At 67.5% G+C, this 18,631-nt stretch carries 16 protein-coding genes; 10 read left to right on the forward strand and 6 right to left on the reverse strand.

The genetic code is table 11. The annotated features are described in order from the left end of the window. Positions 1-153: 153 nt before the first annotated feature. The gene (pyk, locus tag AC3WT0_RS18755) at positions 154-1,608 is read left to right on the forward strand and encodes a pyruvate kinase (protein ID WP_492754949.1); all 1,455 of its coding nucleotides are present in this window, start codon (positions 154-156) and stop codon (positions 1,606-1,608) included. A gap of 125 nt (positions 1,609-1,733) precedes the next feature. On the opposite strand, the gene AC3WT0_RS18760 is transcribed toward pyk, so the two are convergent. Together AC3WT0_RS18760 and ykgO are read right to left on the reverse strand one after the other, a co-directional pair. Next, a complete protein-coding gene (locus AC3WT0_RS18760; protein WP_492754950.1) occupies positions 1,734-2,342 on the reverse strand; it encodes an HAD family hydrolase in 609 nt (202 codons plus the stop codon). Between the two features lie 6 nt (positions 2,343-2,348). Further along, positions 2,349-2,474 (reverse strand): type B 50S ribosomal protein L36, encoded by a 126-nt coding sequence (ykgO, locus tag AC3WT0_RS18765; RefSeq protein ID WP_492754951.1) that lies wholly within the window; start codon positions 2,472-2,474, stop codon positions 2,349-2,351. Positions 2,475-2,652: 178 nt separating this feature from the next. On the opposite strand from ykgO, the gene AC3WT0_RS18770 reads away from it, so the two are divergent. From AC3WT0_RS18770 to gpmA, 3 genes are read left to right on the forward strand one after another with little or no spacing between them, the layout of a single operon-like run. Then, entirely contained in the window at positions 2,653-3,249 is a 597-nt protein-coding gene (locus AC3WT0_RS18770; RefSeq protein WP_492754952.1) for a DUF4136 domain-containing protein, read from the forward strand. Further along, positions 3,246-4,364, forward strand: coding sequence for a M14 family metallopeptidase (locus tag AC3WT0_RS18775; RefSeq protein ID WP_492754953.1), 1,119 nt, complete (start codon positions 3,246-3,248; stop codon positions 4,362-4,364). The genes AC3WT0_RS18770 and AC3WT0_RS18775 overlap by 4 nt, the downstream gene beginning before the upstream one ends. A gap of 36 nt (positions 4,365-4,400) precedes the next feature. Continuing rightward, a complete protein-coding gene (gene gpmA, locus AC3WT0_RS18780) occupies positions 4,401-5,087 on the forward strand; it encodes a 2,3-diphosphoglycerate-dependent phosphoglycerate mutase (protein ID WP_492754954.1) in 687 nt (228 codons plus the stop codon). 121 nt (positions 5,088-5,208) lie between these two features. Here the strand turns inward: gpmA and AC3WT0_RS18785 are convergent, their stop codons facing one another. Continuing rightward, positions 5,209-5,799 (reverse strand): GGDEF domain-containing protein, encoded by a 591-nt coding sequence (locus AC3WT0_RS18785; protein ID WP_492754955.1) that lies wholly within the window; start codon positions 5,797-5,799, stop codon positions 5,209-5,211. 173 nt (positions 5,800-5,972) lie between these two features. Between AC3WT0_RS18785 and purE the strand changes: the two genes are divergently transcribed. Together purE and AC3WT0_RS18795 are read left to right on the forward strand one after the other, a co-directional pair. After that, complete coding sequence (gene purE, locus AC3WT0_RS18790) at positions 5,973-6,461, forward strand: 5-(carboxyamino)imidazole ribonucleotide mutase (RefSeq protein ID WP_492754956.1); 489 nt, start codon at positions 5,973-5,975, stop codon at positions 6,459-6,461. After that, positions 6,458-7,525 (forward strand): 5-(carboxyamino)imidazole ribonucleotide synthase, encoded by a 1,068-nt coding sequence (locus tag AC3WT0_RS18795; RefSeq protein ID WP_492754957.1) that lies wholly within the window; start codon positions 6,458-6,460, stop codon positions 7,523-7,525. The genes purE and AC3WT0_RS18795 overlap by 4 nt, the downstream gene beginning before the upstream one ends. A gap of 181 nt (positions 7,526-7,706) precedes the next feature. On the opposite strand, the gene AC3WT0_RS18800 is transcribed toward AC3WT0_RS18795, so the two are convergent. Then, positions 7,707-8,012, reverse strand: a complete 306-nt coding sequence (locus AC3WT0_RS18800; RefSeq protein ID WP_492754958.1) for a hypothetical protein — start codon at positions 8,010-8,012, stop codon at positions 7,707-7,709. A gap of 21 nt (positions 8,013-8,033) precedes the next feature. Next, entirely contained in the window at positions 8,034-10,886 is a 2,853-nt protein-coding gene (locus AC3WT0_RS18805) for a M16 family metallopeptidase (protein WP_492754959.1), read from the reverse strand. A gap of 196 nt (positions 10,887-11,082) precedes the next feature. On the opposite strand from AC3WT0_RS18805, the gene AC3WT0_RS18810 reads away from it, so the two are divergent. The 3 genes from AC3WT0_RS18810 to clpB all read left to right on the forward strand — a co-directional run bounded on the left by AC3WT0_RS18810 (position 11,083) and on the right by clpB (position 16,108). Beyond that, the gene (locus tag AC3WT0_RS18810) at positions 11,083-12,732 is read left to right on the forward strand and encodes a M28 family metallopeptidase (RefSeq protein ID WP_492754960.1); all 1,650 of its coding nucleotides are present in this window, start codon (positions 11,083-11,085) and stop codon (positions 12,730-12,732) included. Positions 12,733-12,871: 139 nt separating this feature from the next. Further along, the gene (locus AC3WT0_RS18815; protein ID WP_492754961.1) at positions 12,872-13,474 is read left to right on the forward strand and encodes a TetR/AcrR family transcriptional regulator; all 603 of its coding nucleotides are present in this window, start codon (positions 12,872-12,874) and stop codon (positions 13,472-13,474) included. A gap of 54 nt (positions 13,475-13,528) precedes the next feature. Continuing rightward, the gene (gene clpB, locus AC3WT0_RS18820) at positions 13,529-16,108 is read left to right on the forward strand and encodes an ATP-dependent chaperone ClpB (protein WP_492754962.1); all 2,580 of its coding nucleotides are present in this window, start codon (positions 13,529-13,531) and stop codon (positions 16,106-16,108) included. 41 nt (positions 16,109-16,149) lie between these two features. Here clpB and AC3WT0_RS18825 read toward each other — a convergent pair whose 3' ends face one another. Beyond that, positions 16,150-17,427, reverse strand: a complete 1,278-nt coding sequence (locus AC3WT0_RS18825; RefSeq protein ID WP_492754963.1) for an aspartyl/asparaginyl beta-hydroxylase domain-containing protein — start codon at positions 17,425-17,427, stop codon at positions 16,150-16,152. A 139-nt stretch (positions 17,428-17,566) separates the two neighbouring features. Here AC3WT0_RS18825 and AC3WT0_RS18830 point away from each other — a divergent pair, with 139 nt between their 5' ends. Beyond that, positions 17,567-18,598 (forward strand): hypothetical protein, encoded by a 1,032-nt coding sequence (locus AC3WT0_RS18830; RefSeq protein WP_492754964.1) that lies wholly within the window; start codon positions 17,567-17,569, stop codon positions 18,596-18,598. Positions 18,599-18,631 lie beyond the last annotated feature (33 nt).

Genomic DNA, 18,631 nt, shown 5'->3' on the forward strand with positions numbered 1-18,631 from the left:
CCCCCACCCGGCCTCCCATCCAGGATACACTCTGTGGGAGGCCGGGTGGGGGAGCGGGCCGGTGCCGCCAGGACGACGCCCGTCAAACGAAACGCCGGTTGATCTGTCAGCCCAAGTCGCTAAGCCCGCGCTTCGAGCAGAGGCGAGACCCCGATGACGACCATGACCCCAAGATCCCGTAAGGTCCGCGTGCTTGCGACGCTGGGCCCGGCAAGCCGATCGCCCGAGATGATCGAGACGCTTTTCCGCGCCGGGGCCGACGCCTTCCGCGTCAATATGAGCCATGGCGCGCATGCCGATCATGCCGCGACGATCGCCGGCATCCGCGCGCTGGAGAAGAAGCTGGGCCGCCCGACGACGGTCCTCGTCGACCTGCAGGGGCCGAAGCTGCGCGTCGGCACCTTCGCCGAAGGCAAGGTGGAGCTGAAGACCGGCGCCGACTTCACGCTCGACCGCGACGACGCGCCGGGCGACGCGACGCGCGTCCAGCTGCCCCACCGCGAAGTGTTCCAGGCGCTGGTGCCCGGCACCCGCCTGTTGCTCGACGACGGCAAGCTGGTGCTGCGCGTGCTGCACAAATATGCCGACCGGATCGAGACGCGCGTCGAGGTTGGCGGCATGCTGTCCAACAACAAGGGGCTGAACGTCCCCGACGTGGTGGTGCCGATGGCGGCGCTGACCGAGAAGGACCGTGCCGACCTGGCCTTCGCGCTCGACCAGAATGTCGACTGGATCGCGCTGTCCTTCGTTCAGCGCCCCGAGGACGTCGCCGAGGCGCGCCGGCTGATCGGCGGCAAGGCATCGCTGCTCGCCAAGATCGAGAAGCCGGCCGCCGTCGAGAGGCTCGAATCGATCCTCGAGCTGGCCGACGCGGTGATGGTCGCACGTGGCGACCTGGGCGTCGAACTGCCGCCTTATGAAGTGCCGCCGCTGCAGAAGCGCATCGTCGAGAGCGCGCGGCGCATGGGGCGGCCGGTGGTCGTCGCCACGCAGATGCTCGAATCGATGATCACCGCGCCTACCCCGACGCGCGCCGAGGTCTCCGACGTCGCGACCGCCATCTATGACGGCGCCGACGCGGTGATGCTCTCGGCCGAGAGCGCCGCCGGCGCCTGGCCGGTCGAATCGGTCTCGATGATGGATTCGATCGCGGTGACGGTGGAAAGCGACCCCGGCTATGCCGCGCGCATCCACTTCACCGAGACGCGCCCCGACCCGACCACCGCCGACGCGCTGGCGGAAGCGGCAGCCAACATCGCCAAGACGGTGACGGCATCGGCGATCATCTGCTTCACTTCGAGCGGATCGACCGCGCGGCGCATCGCGCGCGAGCGCCCGTCGGTGCCGCTGCTGGTGCTGACCCCGGCGATGGAGACCGCACGGCGGCTGGGGCTGCTGTGGGGCGTGCACGCCGTCCACACCAAGGACATCGGATCGTTCGAGGAGATGGTGGCCAAGGCCAAGCGCATGGCGCTGCGCCACGGGCTTGCCGCGGCCGGCGACCGGGTGATCGTGATGGCGGGTGTCCCCTTCGGCACGCCGGGATCGACCAACGTGCTCCACGTCGTGCGCATCATCGGCGACGAGTTGAAGGGCTATCGCAGCTAGCGGGGACGACGGCGCTTTCGCCGAAGCGCCGTCATTGCGAGCGCAGCGAAGCAATCCAGTGCGATGTCGAACATCCCTGGATTACTTCGCTGCGCTCGCAATGACGGGGCAATCGGGGGTTGGGGTCAGAGCAGACCGAGCGCCGCGAGTTCGGCGCGGAGCGGCGCCGCGCCCGTGAAGAGATGGCCGCGCATGCCGACGCTCTGCGCGCCTTCGATATTGTCGGCGCGATCGTCGACGAAGATCGTGTCTTCGGCCGCCAGCCCGAAGCGATCGAGCGCGAGGCGGTAGATGGCGGGATCGGGCTTCACCAGCATCTCGTCGCCCGAGACGACGATGTCGCGGAAACGATCGAACAGCCTGGCCTCGCGCGTGCGGAACGGCGGCCAGAACTCGCCCGAGAAATTGGTGATCGCGAACAGGGGCACGCCGCGTGCGTCCAGCTCCTCGACCAGCTCGATCATGCCGGGGACGGCGGGGCCGAGGCTGTCGATGAAGCGCGGTCCCCAGAGATCGATCAGCGCGCGATGCCGGGGAAAGCGCGCACCGAGCTCCACGCGCGTCTCGGCGAAGGGGCGGCCGGCATCGTGCTGGAAATGCCATTCATGCGTGACGACATCGCGCAGAAACGCATCAAGCGCCCGATCGTCGTCGATCAGGCGCTCGTAAAGGAACCGAGGGTCCCAGGTGAAAAGGACATTGCCGACGTCGAGGACGACGGCATGCACCCCCACGCGATCTTAGCCCTGGCGGGCCTTGAAGCGCTTGTTCGTCTTGTTGATGACGTAGGTGCGGCCGCGACGACGAATGACGCGGTTGTCGCGATGCCGGTCCTTCAGGGACTTGAGCGAGTTGCGGATCTTCATTTTAAAGCTCGAATCTGGGCTGGAAAAGAGGCGCCCGCCTATCGGCCGGGGGCCGCGAAGTCAAGGCTTGGCGCGCGCTTTACAATGGATTGGGATGAAAAGCGCCGATTCATTTTGCGCGGTTTCGCGCGGCGGACTAGGCTTGGCCCGGATAGAGAATAGCGCCAGGGGGCCAGTGATGCGTAGAGGTTTGATTTCCGCCTTCATTCTCGCGACCCCGCTGGCGGTCGGCGCCTGTGTGTCCGGGCCGGGCCCGGTCGACGTGACGCGCTTCCACCTTGGCCAGCCGATCGAGCGCGGCAGCGTGATCGTGGAACCGGCGCCGGGCGGGCTCGACGCCGACAGCCTCGAGTTCAAGACCTATGGCGACGCGGTGATGGGCCAGCTCCAGCGCGTCGGCTACGCACCGGCCGAGCGGCTGGGGACCAGCCTGTATGTCGCGGTGATCCGAATCGACCGCGACGAGCGCGACGCGGTGGTGCAGCGCTCGCCCGTCTCGGTCGGGCTGGGCGGATCGACGGGCAGCTATGGCGGCGGCGTGGGCGGCGGGATCAGCTTCGGAATCGGCGGCAAGCCCAAATCGACGCTGGTCACCCAGCTTTCGGTGCAGCTGAAGCGCCGATCGGACCAGAGCGTGGTCTGGGAAGGCCGTGCGGTGACCGAGGTTTCGGAGAAGTCGGAAGCGGCTCAACCGACGGCGACCGCAGCGCGGCTGGCGGCGGGGCTGTTCGGGGACTTCCCCGGAGAGTCGGGGCGCACTATCAGGGTCAAATGACCCTCAGCATCACCAGCAGCTTCGACAGCGGGAATATCCGCGTCCTTTCGATCACCGACACGGGTGCCGACCTGGAGATCGTGACCGATCACCAGTCGGACTTCTACCAGTGGTTCCATTTCCGCGTCGCCGGCGGCACGGACAAGGCGCTGACGCTGCGCATCACCAACTGCGCGGGATCGGCCTATCCGCTGGGCTGGCCGGGCTACAGCGCGCGCGTGAGCAGCGACCGCGAGACATGGACGCAGGCGCCGACCAGCTATGCCGCCGGCGTGCTGACGATCAACGTCACGCCCGACAGCGACGCGCTCTACATCGCCTATTTCGCGCCCTATTCGTTCGAGCGGCATCTGGACCTCGTCGCGCGCATGGCGAGGTTGCCGGGCGTCGCGCAGCGCGAGCTGGGCAAGACGCTCGACGGGCGTCCGCTCGACTGCCTCGTGATCGGCGATGGGCCGAAGCCGGTATGGCTCTACGCCCGCCAGCATCCGGGCGAATCGATGGCCGAATGGTGGATGGAAGGCGCGCTGGAGAAGCTGACCGACCCCAATGACGCGGCGGCCCGGCTGCTGCGCGAGAAGGCGACGCTTTACGTGGTGCCCAACATGAACCCCGACGGCAGCGTGCGCGGCCATCTGCGCACCAATGCGGTGGGCGTGAACCTCAATCGCGAATGGCATGCGCCTTCGGCCGAGCGCAGCCCCGAAGTGCTCGTGGTGCGCAACGCGATGGACGAAAGCGGCGTCGCCTTCGCGATGGACGTGCATGGCGACGAGGCGATCCCCGCCAACTTCCTTGCCGGCTTCGAAGGCATCCCCAGCCTGAAGACCGAACAGCAGGCGCTGTTCGAGCGCTTCCGCGACACGCTGGCGGCGCGCACGCCGCTGTTCCAGGTCGACAAGGGCTATGCGGTCGCGGCGCCGGGCACCGCCAACATGTCAATGTCGACGACGCAGCTGGCAGAGCGTTACGGCGCGGTGTCGATGACGCTGGAAATGCCGTTCAAGGACCATGACGACCACGCCGATCCGGTGCATGGCTGGTCGCCCGCGCGGAGCAAGGAGCTGGCGCATGCCTGCCTCGACAACCTCGCCGCGATGATCGACGCGATCTGACCGCGCCCGCCAGACCATAGGAAGAAAGAGACCGCGATGCCCAAGCTCGTGCTGATCCGCCACGGCCAGTCGGCCTGGAACCTCGAGAACCGCTTCACCGGCTGGTGGGACGTCAACCTGACCGAGCAGGGCGTCGAGGAAGCGCGCGCCGCCGGGCGGCTGATGAGCGAGAGCGGGCTCGATTTCGACCTGTGCTTCACCAGCGTGCAGTCACGCGCGATCCGTACGCTCAACCTCGCGCTCGAGGAAATGGGGCGGCTGTGGCTGCCGGTCGAGAAGGACTGGCATCTGAACGAGCGCCATTATGGCGGGCTGACCGGGCTCAACAAGGCGGAGACCGCGGCCAAGCATGGCGACGCGCAGGTGAAGATCTGGCGCCGCAGCTTCGACGTGCCGCCGCCGCCGCTAGAGCCGGGCAGCGCCTACGACCTGTCGACCGACCGGCGCTATGCGGGCATCGCCATCCCCGCGACCGAGAGCCTGAAGGACACGATCGCGCGTGTGCTGCCTTACTGGGAGGCGAAGATCGCGCCCGAGCTGAAGGCAGGCAAGCGCGTCGTCATCTCGGCGCACGGCAATTCGCTGCGCGCGCTGGTCAAGCATCTGTCGAACATCCCCGACGCCGAGATCACCGAACTGGAGATCCCGACCGGCCAGCCGATCGTCTATGAGCTGGATGCCGAGCTGAACCCGATCGACCGCTATTATCTGAGCGAACGTTGACGCCGTAACGCGGCGTTCGACATCCGCCATTCGTCATACGAGCGGAGCGAAGCAATCCAGATCGGTGTTCGGCACCCCTGGATTGCTTCGCTATGCTCGCAATGACAGCGAAGGCGCGGCGTCAGGCCGCCTTGCGGGTGCGCTTCACGCCGTACATGTCGCCGTCGGCGCGATCGAGCGCGAGGGCGGCTTCCGAATCATCTTCGGGCAGGATCGGCGCGATGCCGATCGAGACGGCGAGGTCGAGACCGCCGGGCAGCGGATTGGCGGCGATCGCCTCGCACAGCGCCAGCGCCTTCTCCCGCGCCGTATCCTCGTCGACATGATCGAGCAGGACGCCGAATTCGTCGCCGCCGATGCGCGCGACGGTATCGGTGGTGCGGATGCGTTCGCGCAGGATGCGCGCGACATGGACGAGCGCGAGATCGCCCGTGCGGTGGCCATGCGTGTCGTTGATCGACTTGAGCCCGTCGACATCGATGAAGAGGACGGCGGCGCTGTGGCCGTAGCGCGAAACCTGCTGAGCGACGCGCTGAAGCTCGCGCAGGAAGCAGCGGCGGTTGGCGAGCGGGGTGAGCGTATCGGTGTCGGCGAGCTGCTCCAGCTCGGCCACGCGCGCGGTGAGCTGCGCCACGGCCGCGCGCAGGGCCTTGTTCTCCGCTTCGACGCTGGCCGCACCAGCGGCCGAAACCTCCACCCCTTCGATCATCATCGGCAGGCTCCCTGAGTCGCTTTGATAGCCGCTGCAACGCACAACGCATAGTATAGGTGCGACATTGCGGGCGGTTGAACCGCTGCGCGCCATTGCCAGCACGGCGAGCCGCCAGTAAAACGCGCCGCTCCGCAGCCCCGGCGCGACGCCGGGCACTCAGGGCAGGGGCAGGAATGACAGACACGGCGCCGCGCGTCGGCATCATCATGGGTAGCCGATCCGACTGGGAAACCATGCGCAACGCCGCCGAGACGCTCGAGCGGCTGGGCATCGCGCATGAGTCGCTGGTCGTTTCCGCGCATCGCACGCCCGACCGGCTCTACGATTATGCCAAGGCGGCGGCCGGGCGCGGGCTGAGCGCGATCATCGCGGGCGCCGGCGGCGCGGCGCACCTGCCGGGCATGGCCGCGGCGATGACGCGGGTGCCCGTGCTGGGCGTGCCCGTGGAATCCAAGGCGTTGAAGGGCATGGACAGCCTGTTGTCGATCGTCCAGATGCCCGCCGGCGTTCCCGTCGCGACCTTTGCGATCGGGCGCGCTGGGGCCGTCAATGCCGCGCTGTTCGCCGCCGCGCTGATCGCGACGACCGACGACGCCGTTGCCCGGAAGCTGGACGACTGGCGCGCGCGCCAGACCGCCGACGTTTCCGAAAGCCCCGAATGAACCCGATCGCGCCGGGATCGACGATCGGCATATTGGGCGGCGGCCAGCTGGGCCGGATGCTGGCGATGGCGGCGGCCTCGCTCGGCTACCGCACGCACATCTACGCCCCCGAGGCGAGCGGGCCGGCAGCCGACGTATCGGCGCGCTGGGTGCGTGGTTCCTATGACGATGCCGAGGCGCTTGCCGCCTTCGCGCGCGAAGTCGACGTCGTCACCTACGAGTTCGAGAATGTGCCGGTGGCGGCGATCGCCGCGATCGACGGCATCGTACCGGTGCGCCCGGGCGCGAAATCGCTGGAGGTCTCGCAGGACCGGCTGGCCGAAAAGAGCTTCGCGCTGGCCGAGGGCGGGCGTCCTGCCCCCTTCGCCGCCGTCGACGATCGCGACGGGCTGGCGCGCGCGATCGCGGCGATCGGAACGCCCGCAATCCTGAAGACGCGCCGGATGGGCTATGACGGCAAGGGGCAGGCGCGGATCATGACGCCGGCCGACGCCGATGCGGCGTGGGACGCGATCGGCGGGCAGCCGGCGATCCTCGAGGGTTTCATATGCTTCGAGCAGGAATATTCGGTGATCGTGGCACGCGGACCGGACGGCGCGACCGTGCATTGGGACGTGCCCGAAAATATCCACAAGGCGGGCATACTCGACACCTCGACCGCGCCGGCAGACGGCCTGATCGCGGCGCAGGCGCCCGAGGCGATCGGCTTCGCCAAGCGGCTGGCCGAGGCGCTGGACCATGTCGGGGTGATGGCGGTCGAGTTCTTCGCGGCCGAGGAAGGCCCGGTGTTCAACGAGATGGCACCGCGCGTCCACAATAGCGGGCACTGGACGATCGAAGGCGCGATCACGTCGCAGTTCGAGAACCATGTCCGCGCGATCTGCGCGCTGCCGCTGGGCGAGACGCAGCTGACCGCGCCGCGCGTGACGATGCGCAACCTGATCGGCGCGGATGTCGACGACTGGGCGGCGCTGATTGCCGAGCCCGGGCTGCACGTCCATCTCTATGGCAAGGGCGCGGCCCGGCCCGGGCGCAAGATGGGGCATGTGACGCGGCTGGGCTGAACGCCGCCGAAAACTGTCATTGTGAGCGCAGCGAAGCAATCCAGTGGGACGCCAGGCATCGTCTGGATTGCTTCGCTGCGCTCGCAATGACGGAATGAATCAAGCACCGTTCAGGTGACTGATTTGCCCAATGCTGAGCCGAAACGGCGCAGGCGCCTAATACAGCGCCCGCGCCGAAAGATCAGGCCTTGCGGACGCCGCTGAGCGGCGAGGTGCCGAAGGCGCCCGCGGTGATGCCGCCGGTGATCGAATCGCCGTCGACCGTCGCGGTGCAATCGAGCGTCAGCGGAAGCGGAACCTTCATGTCCATCTTCCAGGTGAGGGTGCTGCCCTCATATTTGCCGTCGATTACGTCGAGCGAGCCCATGGCGCCGGCATTGCTGCCCGTCCAGGTGCCGTCGGGCGAGGTCTTGACCGTCAGCACCGACTTCTGCTCGCCGAGCGGCGACTTCGTCACGCAATCCCATTCGCCATCAAGACCGGCCATGCCTTCTCTCCTTTTCGAGACTCACTGCGCGCTTGGCGCCGCGACCACCTCGACGGGCAGGCCGAGGCTGTCAAGCTGGGGACGAACCGCCTTCGCATCGCCGACGATCACCCAGGTGAAGGCCTTGGGGTCGATTGCCGCGCGTGCCGCAGCGTCAAGCTGGGCCGGGGTGAGCGCGCGATAGCGGGCAGCGACATGGCTGTAAAAATCGTCGGGGCGCTTGAACATGACGTTGTTCTGCATCCCGGCGAGCACCGCGCCGCCGGTTTCGAAGCTGCTCGGCATCTCGCGAATCGCATTTTCGACGAAGCGGTCGCGCTCGACCGGGGTGACTCCCTTCTCGGCCAGGAAGGCACCGATGTCGGTGCGCAGCGCCGCGATGGCCGCCCCCGTCTTGTCGGCCTGCACGGGCGCCACGACGAGATAGGGCACGGGGCCCGCATAGCGGCTGAAGCGACCCGCGACGCCGTAGGACCAGCCCTTGGCCTCGCGCAGATCGCTGTTGAGGCGCGAGAGGAAATCGTCGCCGAGGATGTTGTTGGCGAGCAGGGTCGCGGTCAGATCGTCGCTGCCCTTGAGCGGGGTGACTTCGCCACCGAGGATGTAGGATTGCGGCGAATTGGGGCGATCGACGAGGATGATGCGCGGGCTGGGCGCGGGAATCGCGGCACCCAGATCCTTGGCGCCGGGCGCGCCGACGCCGACCCAGTTGCCGAAGCGCGCCTCGAGCGCCGAGCGGACCTCGGCCAGCGGGCGATCGCTGACGACGAAGACCGTCGCCTTGTCCGGACGAATCCAGGCATTGTGGAAGCCGACCAGCTCGTCGCGCGTCAGCGTCTTGACCACCGCCGGATCGCCCGACCCGCCGGCGGCGCGGCCATAGGGATGATCCTTGCCGTAGAGCAGGGGCGGCAACGTGCGCTGGGCAAGCGCGCCGGGATTGGAAAGCTCCGACGCGATCGAGGCGAGCTGCTGGTTGCGCAGCCGTTCGACCTCGGCCGGTGCGAAGGCCGGGTTGCGGACGATGTCGGCAAGCAGATCGAGCGAGGGAGCGAGATTGGCCGAAAGCGAATAAAGGTTGATTCGCGTCGTATCCATCGTCGCGCCGACGCTGATATTGGCGCCCAGCCGCTCCTGCTGTTCGGCGATCGCGATCGAATCGCGCGTCCGGGTGCCTTCGTCGAGCAGGGCGAGGGTCAGCGCCTGCGTGCCCGGGCGCTTGACCGGATCGGCGGAGACGCCGGCATCGAAGCTGAAGGCGATGCTGGTGACCGGAACCACGCTGCGCTGTGCATAGACGATGCCGATGCCGTTGGAGAGCGTGGCGCGCTCTACGGTGGGAAACGTGAAGTCCTTGACCGGCGCCACTGCGGGAAGCGCCCAGCGGTCGACGGCCGGAGCGGCGGCGGCAGGCGCGGTGCCCCCCTGCCCGTCCGGCCCGCGATAGAAGCGCGGCGCGAACTTCGCCGCGCCGACCGACGACGAATCCTCATAGGCGGCGCGATCGCCCGGCGTGACGGTGAGCGCGAAGACCGGGCGCGAGAGCCACTTGGCGAGCGCCGTCTTCACCTGATCGGGCGTGGTCGCGGCATAGCGCGCAAGCTCCGCGCTGTAATGCGCGGGATCGCCCGAATAGAGCAGCCCTTCGGCGAGGACGGCGCCCTTGCCGCCGAAGCCGCCGACTTCCTCCAGCCCCGCGATGCGCGCCGAGATCTGGCGCATCACGGTGCGCTGTACCTCGTCCGCGCTGGGCCCGGTCTTGACCAGATCGGCGATCACCGCGTCGAAACGCCTGGCGGCGACCGCCGGATCGACGCCGGGACGCACGTCCATATAGGCCTCGAACCAGCCCATCTGCGCGAATTGCTGGACATCGGCGGTAACCGCGACGGCGAGCTTGTCCTTGCGGACCAGTTCGTTGTCGAGGCGCGAACTGGCGAGGCCCCCGAGCACGGTGGCGCCGATATCGAGCGGAATGGCATCCGCATCGCCAAGCCCGGGAACCGTCCAGAAACGATAGACGCGCGTCGTCGCGACGCGATCGGTCATCGCCTTCTGCGCGGCGGCGGCGGCGAGCGTCGGCACGTTGACCGCGATCGGCCCCTGCGGCGGACCGGCGGGGATATCGCCGAAATAGCGCTCGACCAGCGGGCGCGCCGTCTTCGCATCGATATCGCCCGCGAGGACGAGGATCGCGTTGTTGGGGCCGTAATGCTGGCGGAACCAGCCCTTCACATCGTCGAGGCTGGCGGCATCGAGATCGGCCATCGAACCGATCGTCGAATGGCCATAGGGGTGATCGGGCGGCACCGTGCCGGCAAGCTGCGCATATTCGACGAGGCCGAAGGGCTGGTTGTCACCCTGACGCTTTTCATTCTGGACGACGCCGCGCTGGGCATCGAGCTTTTCCTGCGTCACCGCGCCGAGCAGGTGGCCCATGCGATCGGCCTCCATGAACAGCGCGAGGCCCAGCGCGCCGGTCGGCACGGTTTCGACATAGTTGGTGCGATCGAACCAGGTCGAGCCGTTGGTGGGGGTGGAGCCGGCTGCGATCAGCGGCTCATCGAAATTGGGGACATGTTCGGACCCGCCGAACATCAGATGCTCGAACAGATGCGCGAAGCCGGTGCGTCCCTTGGGCTCATGCTTCGAACCGACATTATAGTAGACGGTGACGCCGACGATCGGCGCCTTGCGGTCAGTGTGGACGAGGACGTGGAGCCCGTTGGGCAGCGTGAATTGTTCGTAGGGAATGCGCACCTGATCGACGAGGCTTGCGACCGGCGCGGGCCGATCTGCCTGCACGTCCGTCTGCGCGAGAAGCGGCGAAGCGCCGGCCAGCAGGGCAGCGATCAGGAAAGCGGTACGGCGCATCGGCACTCTCTCTACGACAAGGGGATTGCCAGTCTTAGCAAGGGCGCGAGCCGGCGCAATGCGGGGCCGGGGGAAGCGTACCGCGATCGACCAACGGCCGACAGCCGTCGACCAACGACATTGCACTGGCCCGAAGGCTCGACACAGGGTCGCGGCACAGCCAGTAAGGCCAGCCAATTCGAGAAGGGTCGAGATGATGCGCATCGTTCAAACCAGCCTTGCGGCGATCGCCGTCTGCGCCAGCGCGACCGTGACGGCGCAGGGCGCCACCGATCTTTCGCCGCTCGCCGAGCGCTTCAAGGGCCATGTCGCCTTCCTCGCCGACGATCTGCTCGAAGGCCGCGATATCGGCAGCCGCGGGCATGAGATCGCGGCGCTTTATGTTGCGACGCGCTTCGAGGGGATGGGGCTGAAGCCCGGCGGCGACAAGGGCGGCTGGTATCAGCGCATCGGCTTCCAGCGCACCAGCCGCAGCGACACGCCGGGCAGCGTGACGATCAGCGGGCCGGCGGGGAGCCAGAGCTGGAAGCACGCGACCGATGTCACCGTCTCGCTCAACCCGCTCAATCCCGATGTCGACGTCAGCGCGCCTCTGGTCTTCGTCGGCTATGGCATCGAGGACAAGGCGCTGGGCATCGACGATTATCGCGGGCTCGACGTGAAGGGGAAGATCGTCGTCACGCTGACCGGCTTCCCCAAGGGCATGCCGAGCGAGGAAGGCGCGCATCTGTCCGCGAGCAAGGACCTGACCGCCGAGCGTCACGGCGCGATCGGCACGATCAGCATCGCAACGATCCAGTCGGAAAAGGCGCGGCCCTGGGCACGCAGCGTCCAGTTCGCGGGCAATCCGCGCGTGAGCTGGATCGAGACCGATGGCAAGCCGCACGTCGACGCGCCGGCCATCCGCGGATCGGCGGCGCTCAACACCCCCGCCGCCGAAGCGGCCTTCGCAGGCGCGCCCAAGGCGCTGAAGGCCGTCCTCGCCGAAGCCGACAAGGCAGGCGGACGCCCCAGGGGCTTTGCGCTCAAGACCAGCGCGCGCATCGTCAACAGCGCGAAGACCGAGACGATCACCAGCCCCAACGTCGTCGGCATCCTGCCCGGATCGGACCCGAGCCTGGCCGCGCAATATGTCGTGCTGTCGGCGCATCTCGACCATATCGGGATCAGCCCGGCGCGGCCCGACGACAAGCCGGGGACCGACCGGATCAACAATGGCGCGCTCGACAATGCCGCCGGCATCGCGACCATGCTGGAAGTCGCGCGCACCGCGACCTCGGCGCCGACGCGCCCGCGCCGCTCGATCATCTTCGTCGCCTCGACGGGCGAGGAGAAGGGACTGCTGGGCGCCGACTATTATGCGCGCCATCCGAGCGTTCCGATCGGCCAGATCGTCGGCAATGTCGACCTCGACATGCCGCTGCTGCTCTATCCCTTCACCGACGTGATCGCCTTCGGCGCCAATCATTCGACGCTGGGCAAGCTGGTGGCCGACGCCGTCGCGCCGATGGGCATCAAGCTCAGCCCCGATCCGATGCCGCAGGAAAGCATCTTCGTGCGATCGGACCATTATATGTTCGTGAAGCAGGGCGTGCCGGCGGTGTTCCTCGCGACGGGCTTCGCCAATGGCGGCGAAGCGGCGTGGGGCAGCTTCCTGTCGGGCAATTATCATCATCCGGGCGACGATATGAGCCAGAAGATCGACTGGCAGGCGGCGGCGCGCTTCACCGAGGCCAATTACCGCATCACCCGCGCGATGGCCGACGCCGATCAGGCGCCCCTATGGTATCAGGGGGACTATTTCGGCAACCTGTTCGCGCCCGATCGGGCCAAGGCTGCGAAGTAGGCCGGAGCCCGGCAGCCCGTCGCGTCGCGCTATTCGGGAAGCGCCGGCGCCAGCGTGTCTCGACAAGCTCGACTCGAACGGAGGCGGCGCGCCGGCGGCCAACATTGCGTCCCCAGTCTAAACAGCGTATAGATTGCAAATGGCTGAGGATGCAGGGGTCGTCGAGACCGCAGGCGCGGCGCGCGACCGATATCATCATGGCGATCTCCACGCCGCGCTGATCAAGGCGACCGAGGAGATCATCGCCGAACGCGGCGTCGAGGGCTTTTCGCTGCGCGAGGCGGCGCGGCGCGCGGGCGTTTCGGCTGCCGCCCCGGCGCATCATTTCGGCGACGCGCGCGGGCTGCTGACGGCGGTCGCGGTGCGCGGGCTGAACGATCTGGCCGATGTGTCGCGCATCGCATCGGACAAGGCCGGCCCCGACCGCGAGGCCAAGCGCGTCGCGATCGGCGAGGCCTACATACGCTACGCGCTCGACCACAGGGCGCGTTTCGACCTGATGTTCCGCAAGACATTGCTCGATCGCGATACGCCTGCGTTACACGATGCGGGGGAGCGCTGCTTCGCGGTGTTGATGGAAGCGATCGGCGGCGATCCCCATGCCGATCCCAAATCCGAAGCGCGGGCGATCGCGGCATGGTCGCTGGTCCACGGACTGGCGCGGCTGAAGCTCGACGGGATGCTGCTTGAGGAAGGCGATCCCGATTTCGTGCCGATGGTGCTAAAAACCCTGTCGATCTGATCTTGTGTTGCTTTTCAGCAACACCATATCGGCGGTCGATCCAAGGGGAATTGCATGAACCTCGAGAAATTTACCGACCGCGCCAAGGGCTTCCTCCAATCGGCGCAAACCGTCGCGATCCGCATGAATCATCAGCAGATCACGCCGGACCATCTGTTGAAGGCGCTGCTCGAAGACGATCAGGGCATGGCCGCCGGGCTGATCCAAGCCGCCGGCGGCGATGCCAGGCGCGCGACGAGCGAGACCGATCTCGCCTTGTCCAAGATCGCCGCCGTTTCGGGATCGGGCGCGCAGCAGACGCCGGGCCTCAACAATGACGCGGTGCGCGTGCTCGACCAGGCCGAGCAGGTCGCGCAGAAGGCGGGCGACAGCTATGTCACGGTCGAACGGCTGCTGCTTGCGCTCGCGCTTTCGCTCAACACCGCCGCCGGCAAGGCGCTGAAGGCCGCGGGCGTGACGCCCGAGGGGCTCAACGCCGCGATCAGCGAGCTGCGCGGCGGGCGCACCGCCGACACATCGTCGGCCGAGGACCGCTATGACGCGCTCAAGAAGTTCGCGCGCGACCTGACCGAAGCGGCACGCGAGGGCAAGCTCGACCCCGTCATCGGCCGCGACGAGGAAATTCGCCGCACCGTCCAGATCCTCGCGCGCCGCACCAAGAACAACCCGGTGCTGATCGGCGAGCCCGGCGTCGGCAAGACCGCGATCGCCGAAGGCCTCGCGCTGCGCATCGTCAACGGCGATGTGCCCGATACGCTCAAGGACCGCAGACTGATGGCGCTCGACATGGGCGCGCTGATCGCGGGCGCGAAATATCGCGGCGAGTTCGAGGAGCGGCTGAAAGGCGTGCTCGACGAAGTGAAAGGCGCCGAGGGCGAGGTCATCCTGTTCATCGACGAGATGCACACGCTGATCGGCGCCGGCAAATCCGAAGGCGCGATGGACGCCGGCAACCTTCTGAAGCCCGCGCTGGCGCGCGGCGAGCTGCACTGCATCGGCGCGACCACGCTCGACGAATATCGCAAATATGTCGAGAAGGACCCGGCCCTGCAGCGGCGCTTCCAGCCCGTCTTCGTCGGCGAGCCGACGGTCGAGGATACGATCTCGATCCTGCGCGGGCTGAAGGAGAAATATGAGCTGCACCACGGCGTGCGGATCACCGACGGCGCGATCGTGGCATCGGCGACGCTGTCCAACCGCTACATCACCGACCGTTTCCTGCCCGACAAGGCGATCGACCTGATGGACGAGGCGGCAAGCCGCCTGCGCATGGAAGTCGAATCCAAGCCCGAGGAGATCGAGACGCTCGACCGGCGCATCATCCAGCTCAAGATCGAGCGCGAGGCGCTGAAGAAGGAAAGCGACACCGCGTCGAAGGACCGGCTGGCGAAGCTGGAGCAGGAACTGGTCGACCTCGAGGAGGAATCGGCCATCCTGACCACGCGCTGGCAGGCCGAGAAGGAAAAGATCGCGGGCGAGGCCAAGATCAAGGAGCAGCTCGATGCCGCGCGCGTCCAGCTCGATCAGGCGCAGCGCTCGGGCGACCTGGCCAAGGCAGGCGAGCTTTCCTACGGCGTGATCCCCGCGCTGGAGAAGCAGCTGGCCGACGTCGCTCAGGCGACGGCAGGCGCGATGCTGCGCGAGGAAGTCACCGCCGACGATATCGCCTCGGTCGTCTCGCGCTGGACGGGAATTCCGGTCGACCGGATGCTCGAAGGCGAGCGCGAGAAGCTGCTCAACATGGAAGCGCAGATCGGCAAGCGCGTGATCGGACAGGAGGAGGCGGTGAAGGCCGTTTCCGCCGCCGTCCGCCGCGCGCGCGCCGGGTTGCAGGACCCCAACCGCCCGCTCGGCAGCTTCCTGTTCCTCGGGCCGACGGGCGTCGGCAAGACCGAGCTGACCAAGGCACTGGCCGAATTCCTGTTCGACGACGCATCGGCCATGGTCCGCATCGACATGAGCGAGTTCATGGAGAAGCACAGCGTCGCGCGGCTGATCGGCGCGCCTCCGGGCTATGTCGGCTATGAGGAAGGCGGCGTGCTGACCGAGGCGGTGCGCAGGCGGCCCTATCAGGTGATCCTCTTCGACGAGGTCGAGAAGGCGCATGGCGACGTGTTCAACGTGCTGCTCCAGGTGCTCGACGACGGTCGCCTGACCGACGGGCAGGGCCGCACCGTCGACTTCTCGAACACGCTGATCATCCTGACCTCGAACCTGGGCAGCCAGTTCCTCGCCTCGATGCCCGACGATCAGCCGCTGAGCGAAGTCGAGCCGCAGGTGATGGATGTGGTGCGGGCGCATTTCCGCCCCGAATTCCTCAACCGGCTGGACGAGATCATCCTGTTCCACCGGCTGCAGCAGGGCCATATGGGGCCGATCGTCGACATCCAGGTCGGCCGCGTCCAGAAGCTGCTGGCCGACCGCAAGGTGACGCTGGCGCTGACCGACGGCGCGCGCAACTGGCTGGGGCGCGTGGGCTACGACCCCGTCTATGGCGCACGGCCGCTGAAGCGAGCGGTGCAGAAATATCTGCAGGATCCGCTCGCCGACCTCATCCTGCGCGGCGAGGTCAAGGACGGATCGACCGTGACGGTCGAGGATGGCGACGGCAAGCTGGTGCTGAGCGCGAGCTAAAAGGGATCGGGGAGCGGCCGGCGCCGCTCCCCGGCCTATTCTCAGTCGGCTATGTCGTTGTGCGGATTGAGGCCGTTCGCGTCGGCGACGGTGAAATAGGTCTGCAGCAGCTCGCGTTCGACCTCGGTCAGATGCGGGTTCCACGTATCGAAGATCAGCACGGCGCGAAGCTGGTCGCTCTTGTTCCATGCTTCATGTTCGATCGTGTCGTCGAAGGCGAAAGCCTTGCCTTCGACCCATTCGCGCGTCTCCCCGCCCACCCGGAAACCGCAGCCGGGCGGGACGATCAGCGGCAGATGGATGATCGCGCGCGTGTTGCTGACCCCGGTATGCGACGGGATGTGCGCGCCGGGGCGGAGCAGCGAGAAGAAGGCGGTCGGCGCGCGATTGGGCATGTCCGCCAGCGGCAGCGCCGCGATCGCCGCCGCCGTTTCGGGGAAGTGCCGGCAAATCGCATCGTCGCGCTTGCCGAAGCGCCAGAGGTGGCAGGCGCTCCAGTCAAGCGAGTGATCGAGCTTCGTCCATTTGCTCTCGGGCGTGCCGCTGTCGAACGCGACATAGGGCGCGAAGCCGGGCGCGCCGGTGCGCAGGAACGCTTCCAGTTCGGCGCGGATCGCCGCCGTCTTCGCCTCGATCTGCGCGAGCCAGGGGAATTGGCGGATATCGAAGAATTCGTCGGCGGGGAGGAAGGGAAAATGCACCCCCGCGCACTGGTTCAGATAGATGCTGCGGCGGCCGAGCAGATGATCGACACAGGCATCGAAGCGGCGGCGATCGGCGGGATCGATCGCGGACCGAGCCCCCGCGAGCCCCGCATCCATTTCCTCGCCGAAGCGCTTGCCCTTGTCGGCGACATAGGCGCGGGCATGGGCAAGGCGCTCGGCCAGTTCGGGCGCGGGGTTTTCGACCTGCCCGCCGATCGCGACCACCGCGCTCCAGCGCTGGTTGGCGAGCGCTTCCTCGCCGCGCCGCTCGTGCAGTTCGGCGATGCGGATCAGCGCGGTGAGGTTGATCTGATCGAGCCCGAGGACACGGAGCAGGCTCTGCCGTTCGCCCTCGTCATTGCCGGCGAAGCGGTGGGCGCGGGCGAGATTGAGCCAGATGGGCGGGGCGGCAGGATCGGCGGCGGCGGCGCGCGCGAACAGATCGGCCGCCTCGTTGAAGCCGCGCTGTTCGAGCGCGAGCGTGCCCAATGCGTTGAGCGCGACGGGATTGGTCGGCTCGTTATCGAGCACCGACCGCCACAGCCGTTCCGCCTCGTCGCGCCTGCCGGACGCCTTCGCCCGCGACGCACTGACGAGCGCCGCGCCAATTTCCATTGTCCCCATACGCCATGGGTGCCACGCGCGTGGGGACGAGGAAATATGGGTTATCCCTGATCACGTCATACTTTTGGACGAAACCGTCCGGACGCAGGCTGCGGCTGGACATCGCAGGGCGCGCGACGGAAAAGACGGGATGTCCTCCAAGCCCGGTCCACAGGCGATAGCCGCCGATCCCCTCTGGTTCCCGCATCGTTTCGAGCCCACGGACGACGTGGTCCAGTTTCGTCGCCTGGGGCGGGAGGCGCATCGCGCCGCGACGTTCCTGACCGACATCCATCTGGGCGAGGACAACGATATCGCCGTGGTCGGGCGCGAGGCGGCGATTGCTGCGGCGGGGCCGGCGGCACCGCTGCACTTCATCTTCCATTCGGCCTTCTGCTGCTCGACGCTGCTCGCGCGCGCCTTCGACGTCGAGGGGGTGGCGATGGGATTGAAGGAGCCCGTCATTCTCAATGACCTGTCGGGATGGAAGCATCGCGGCGGCGACCCGCGCCTGATCGCTCGCGCGCTCGACGGCGCGATGCGGCTGCTCGAACGTCCCTTCGGCGCGGGCGAGGCGGTAATCGTCAAGCCATCGAACCTCATCAACGCTTTGTCGGTCGCCATGCTCGCGATGCGGCCCCAGGCGCACGCGCTGCTGCTCTATGCACCGCTGCGCGTCTACCTCGGCTCAGTCGCGAAGAAGGGGCTGGAAGGCCGGCTGTGGGTGCGCGACCTGCTGGTTAAGCAACTGAAAGACGGGATGATCCATCTGGGTTTCAGCGAGGAGGATTATCTGCGCCACACCGATCTGCAGGCCGCCGCCGTCGGCTGGCTGGCGCAGCATGCGCTGTTCGCGGATCTTGTGCGGCGCTATGGGCCGCAGCGTGTGCGCAGCATGAACAGCGATACGCTCATGGCGCGCCCGGTCGAAAGCATCGCTGCGCTGGTGCAGCATTATGACCTGAAGGTCGACGCTGGTTTCGCCGAGGCAGTCGTCGCCGGCCCCGCCTTCAACAACCATTCCAAATCGGGCGAAAGTTTTGACCGTGCGGCGCGCGCGGCCGAGAATCGCGATGCCGCGCACGTGCATGCCGACGAGATCGAGAAGGTCGTCATGTGGGCCGAAGCGGTCGCGAAGAATGCCGGCGTCTCGCTCGATCCGGGAGCGCCGCTGCTCGACTGATCCACCACGCGCGGATCGCCCCGCGCCGTCTTC

The sequence above is a fragment of the Sphingomonas sp. EU05-FHT14C10 genome (genome assembly GCF_058790595.1).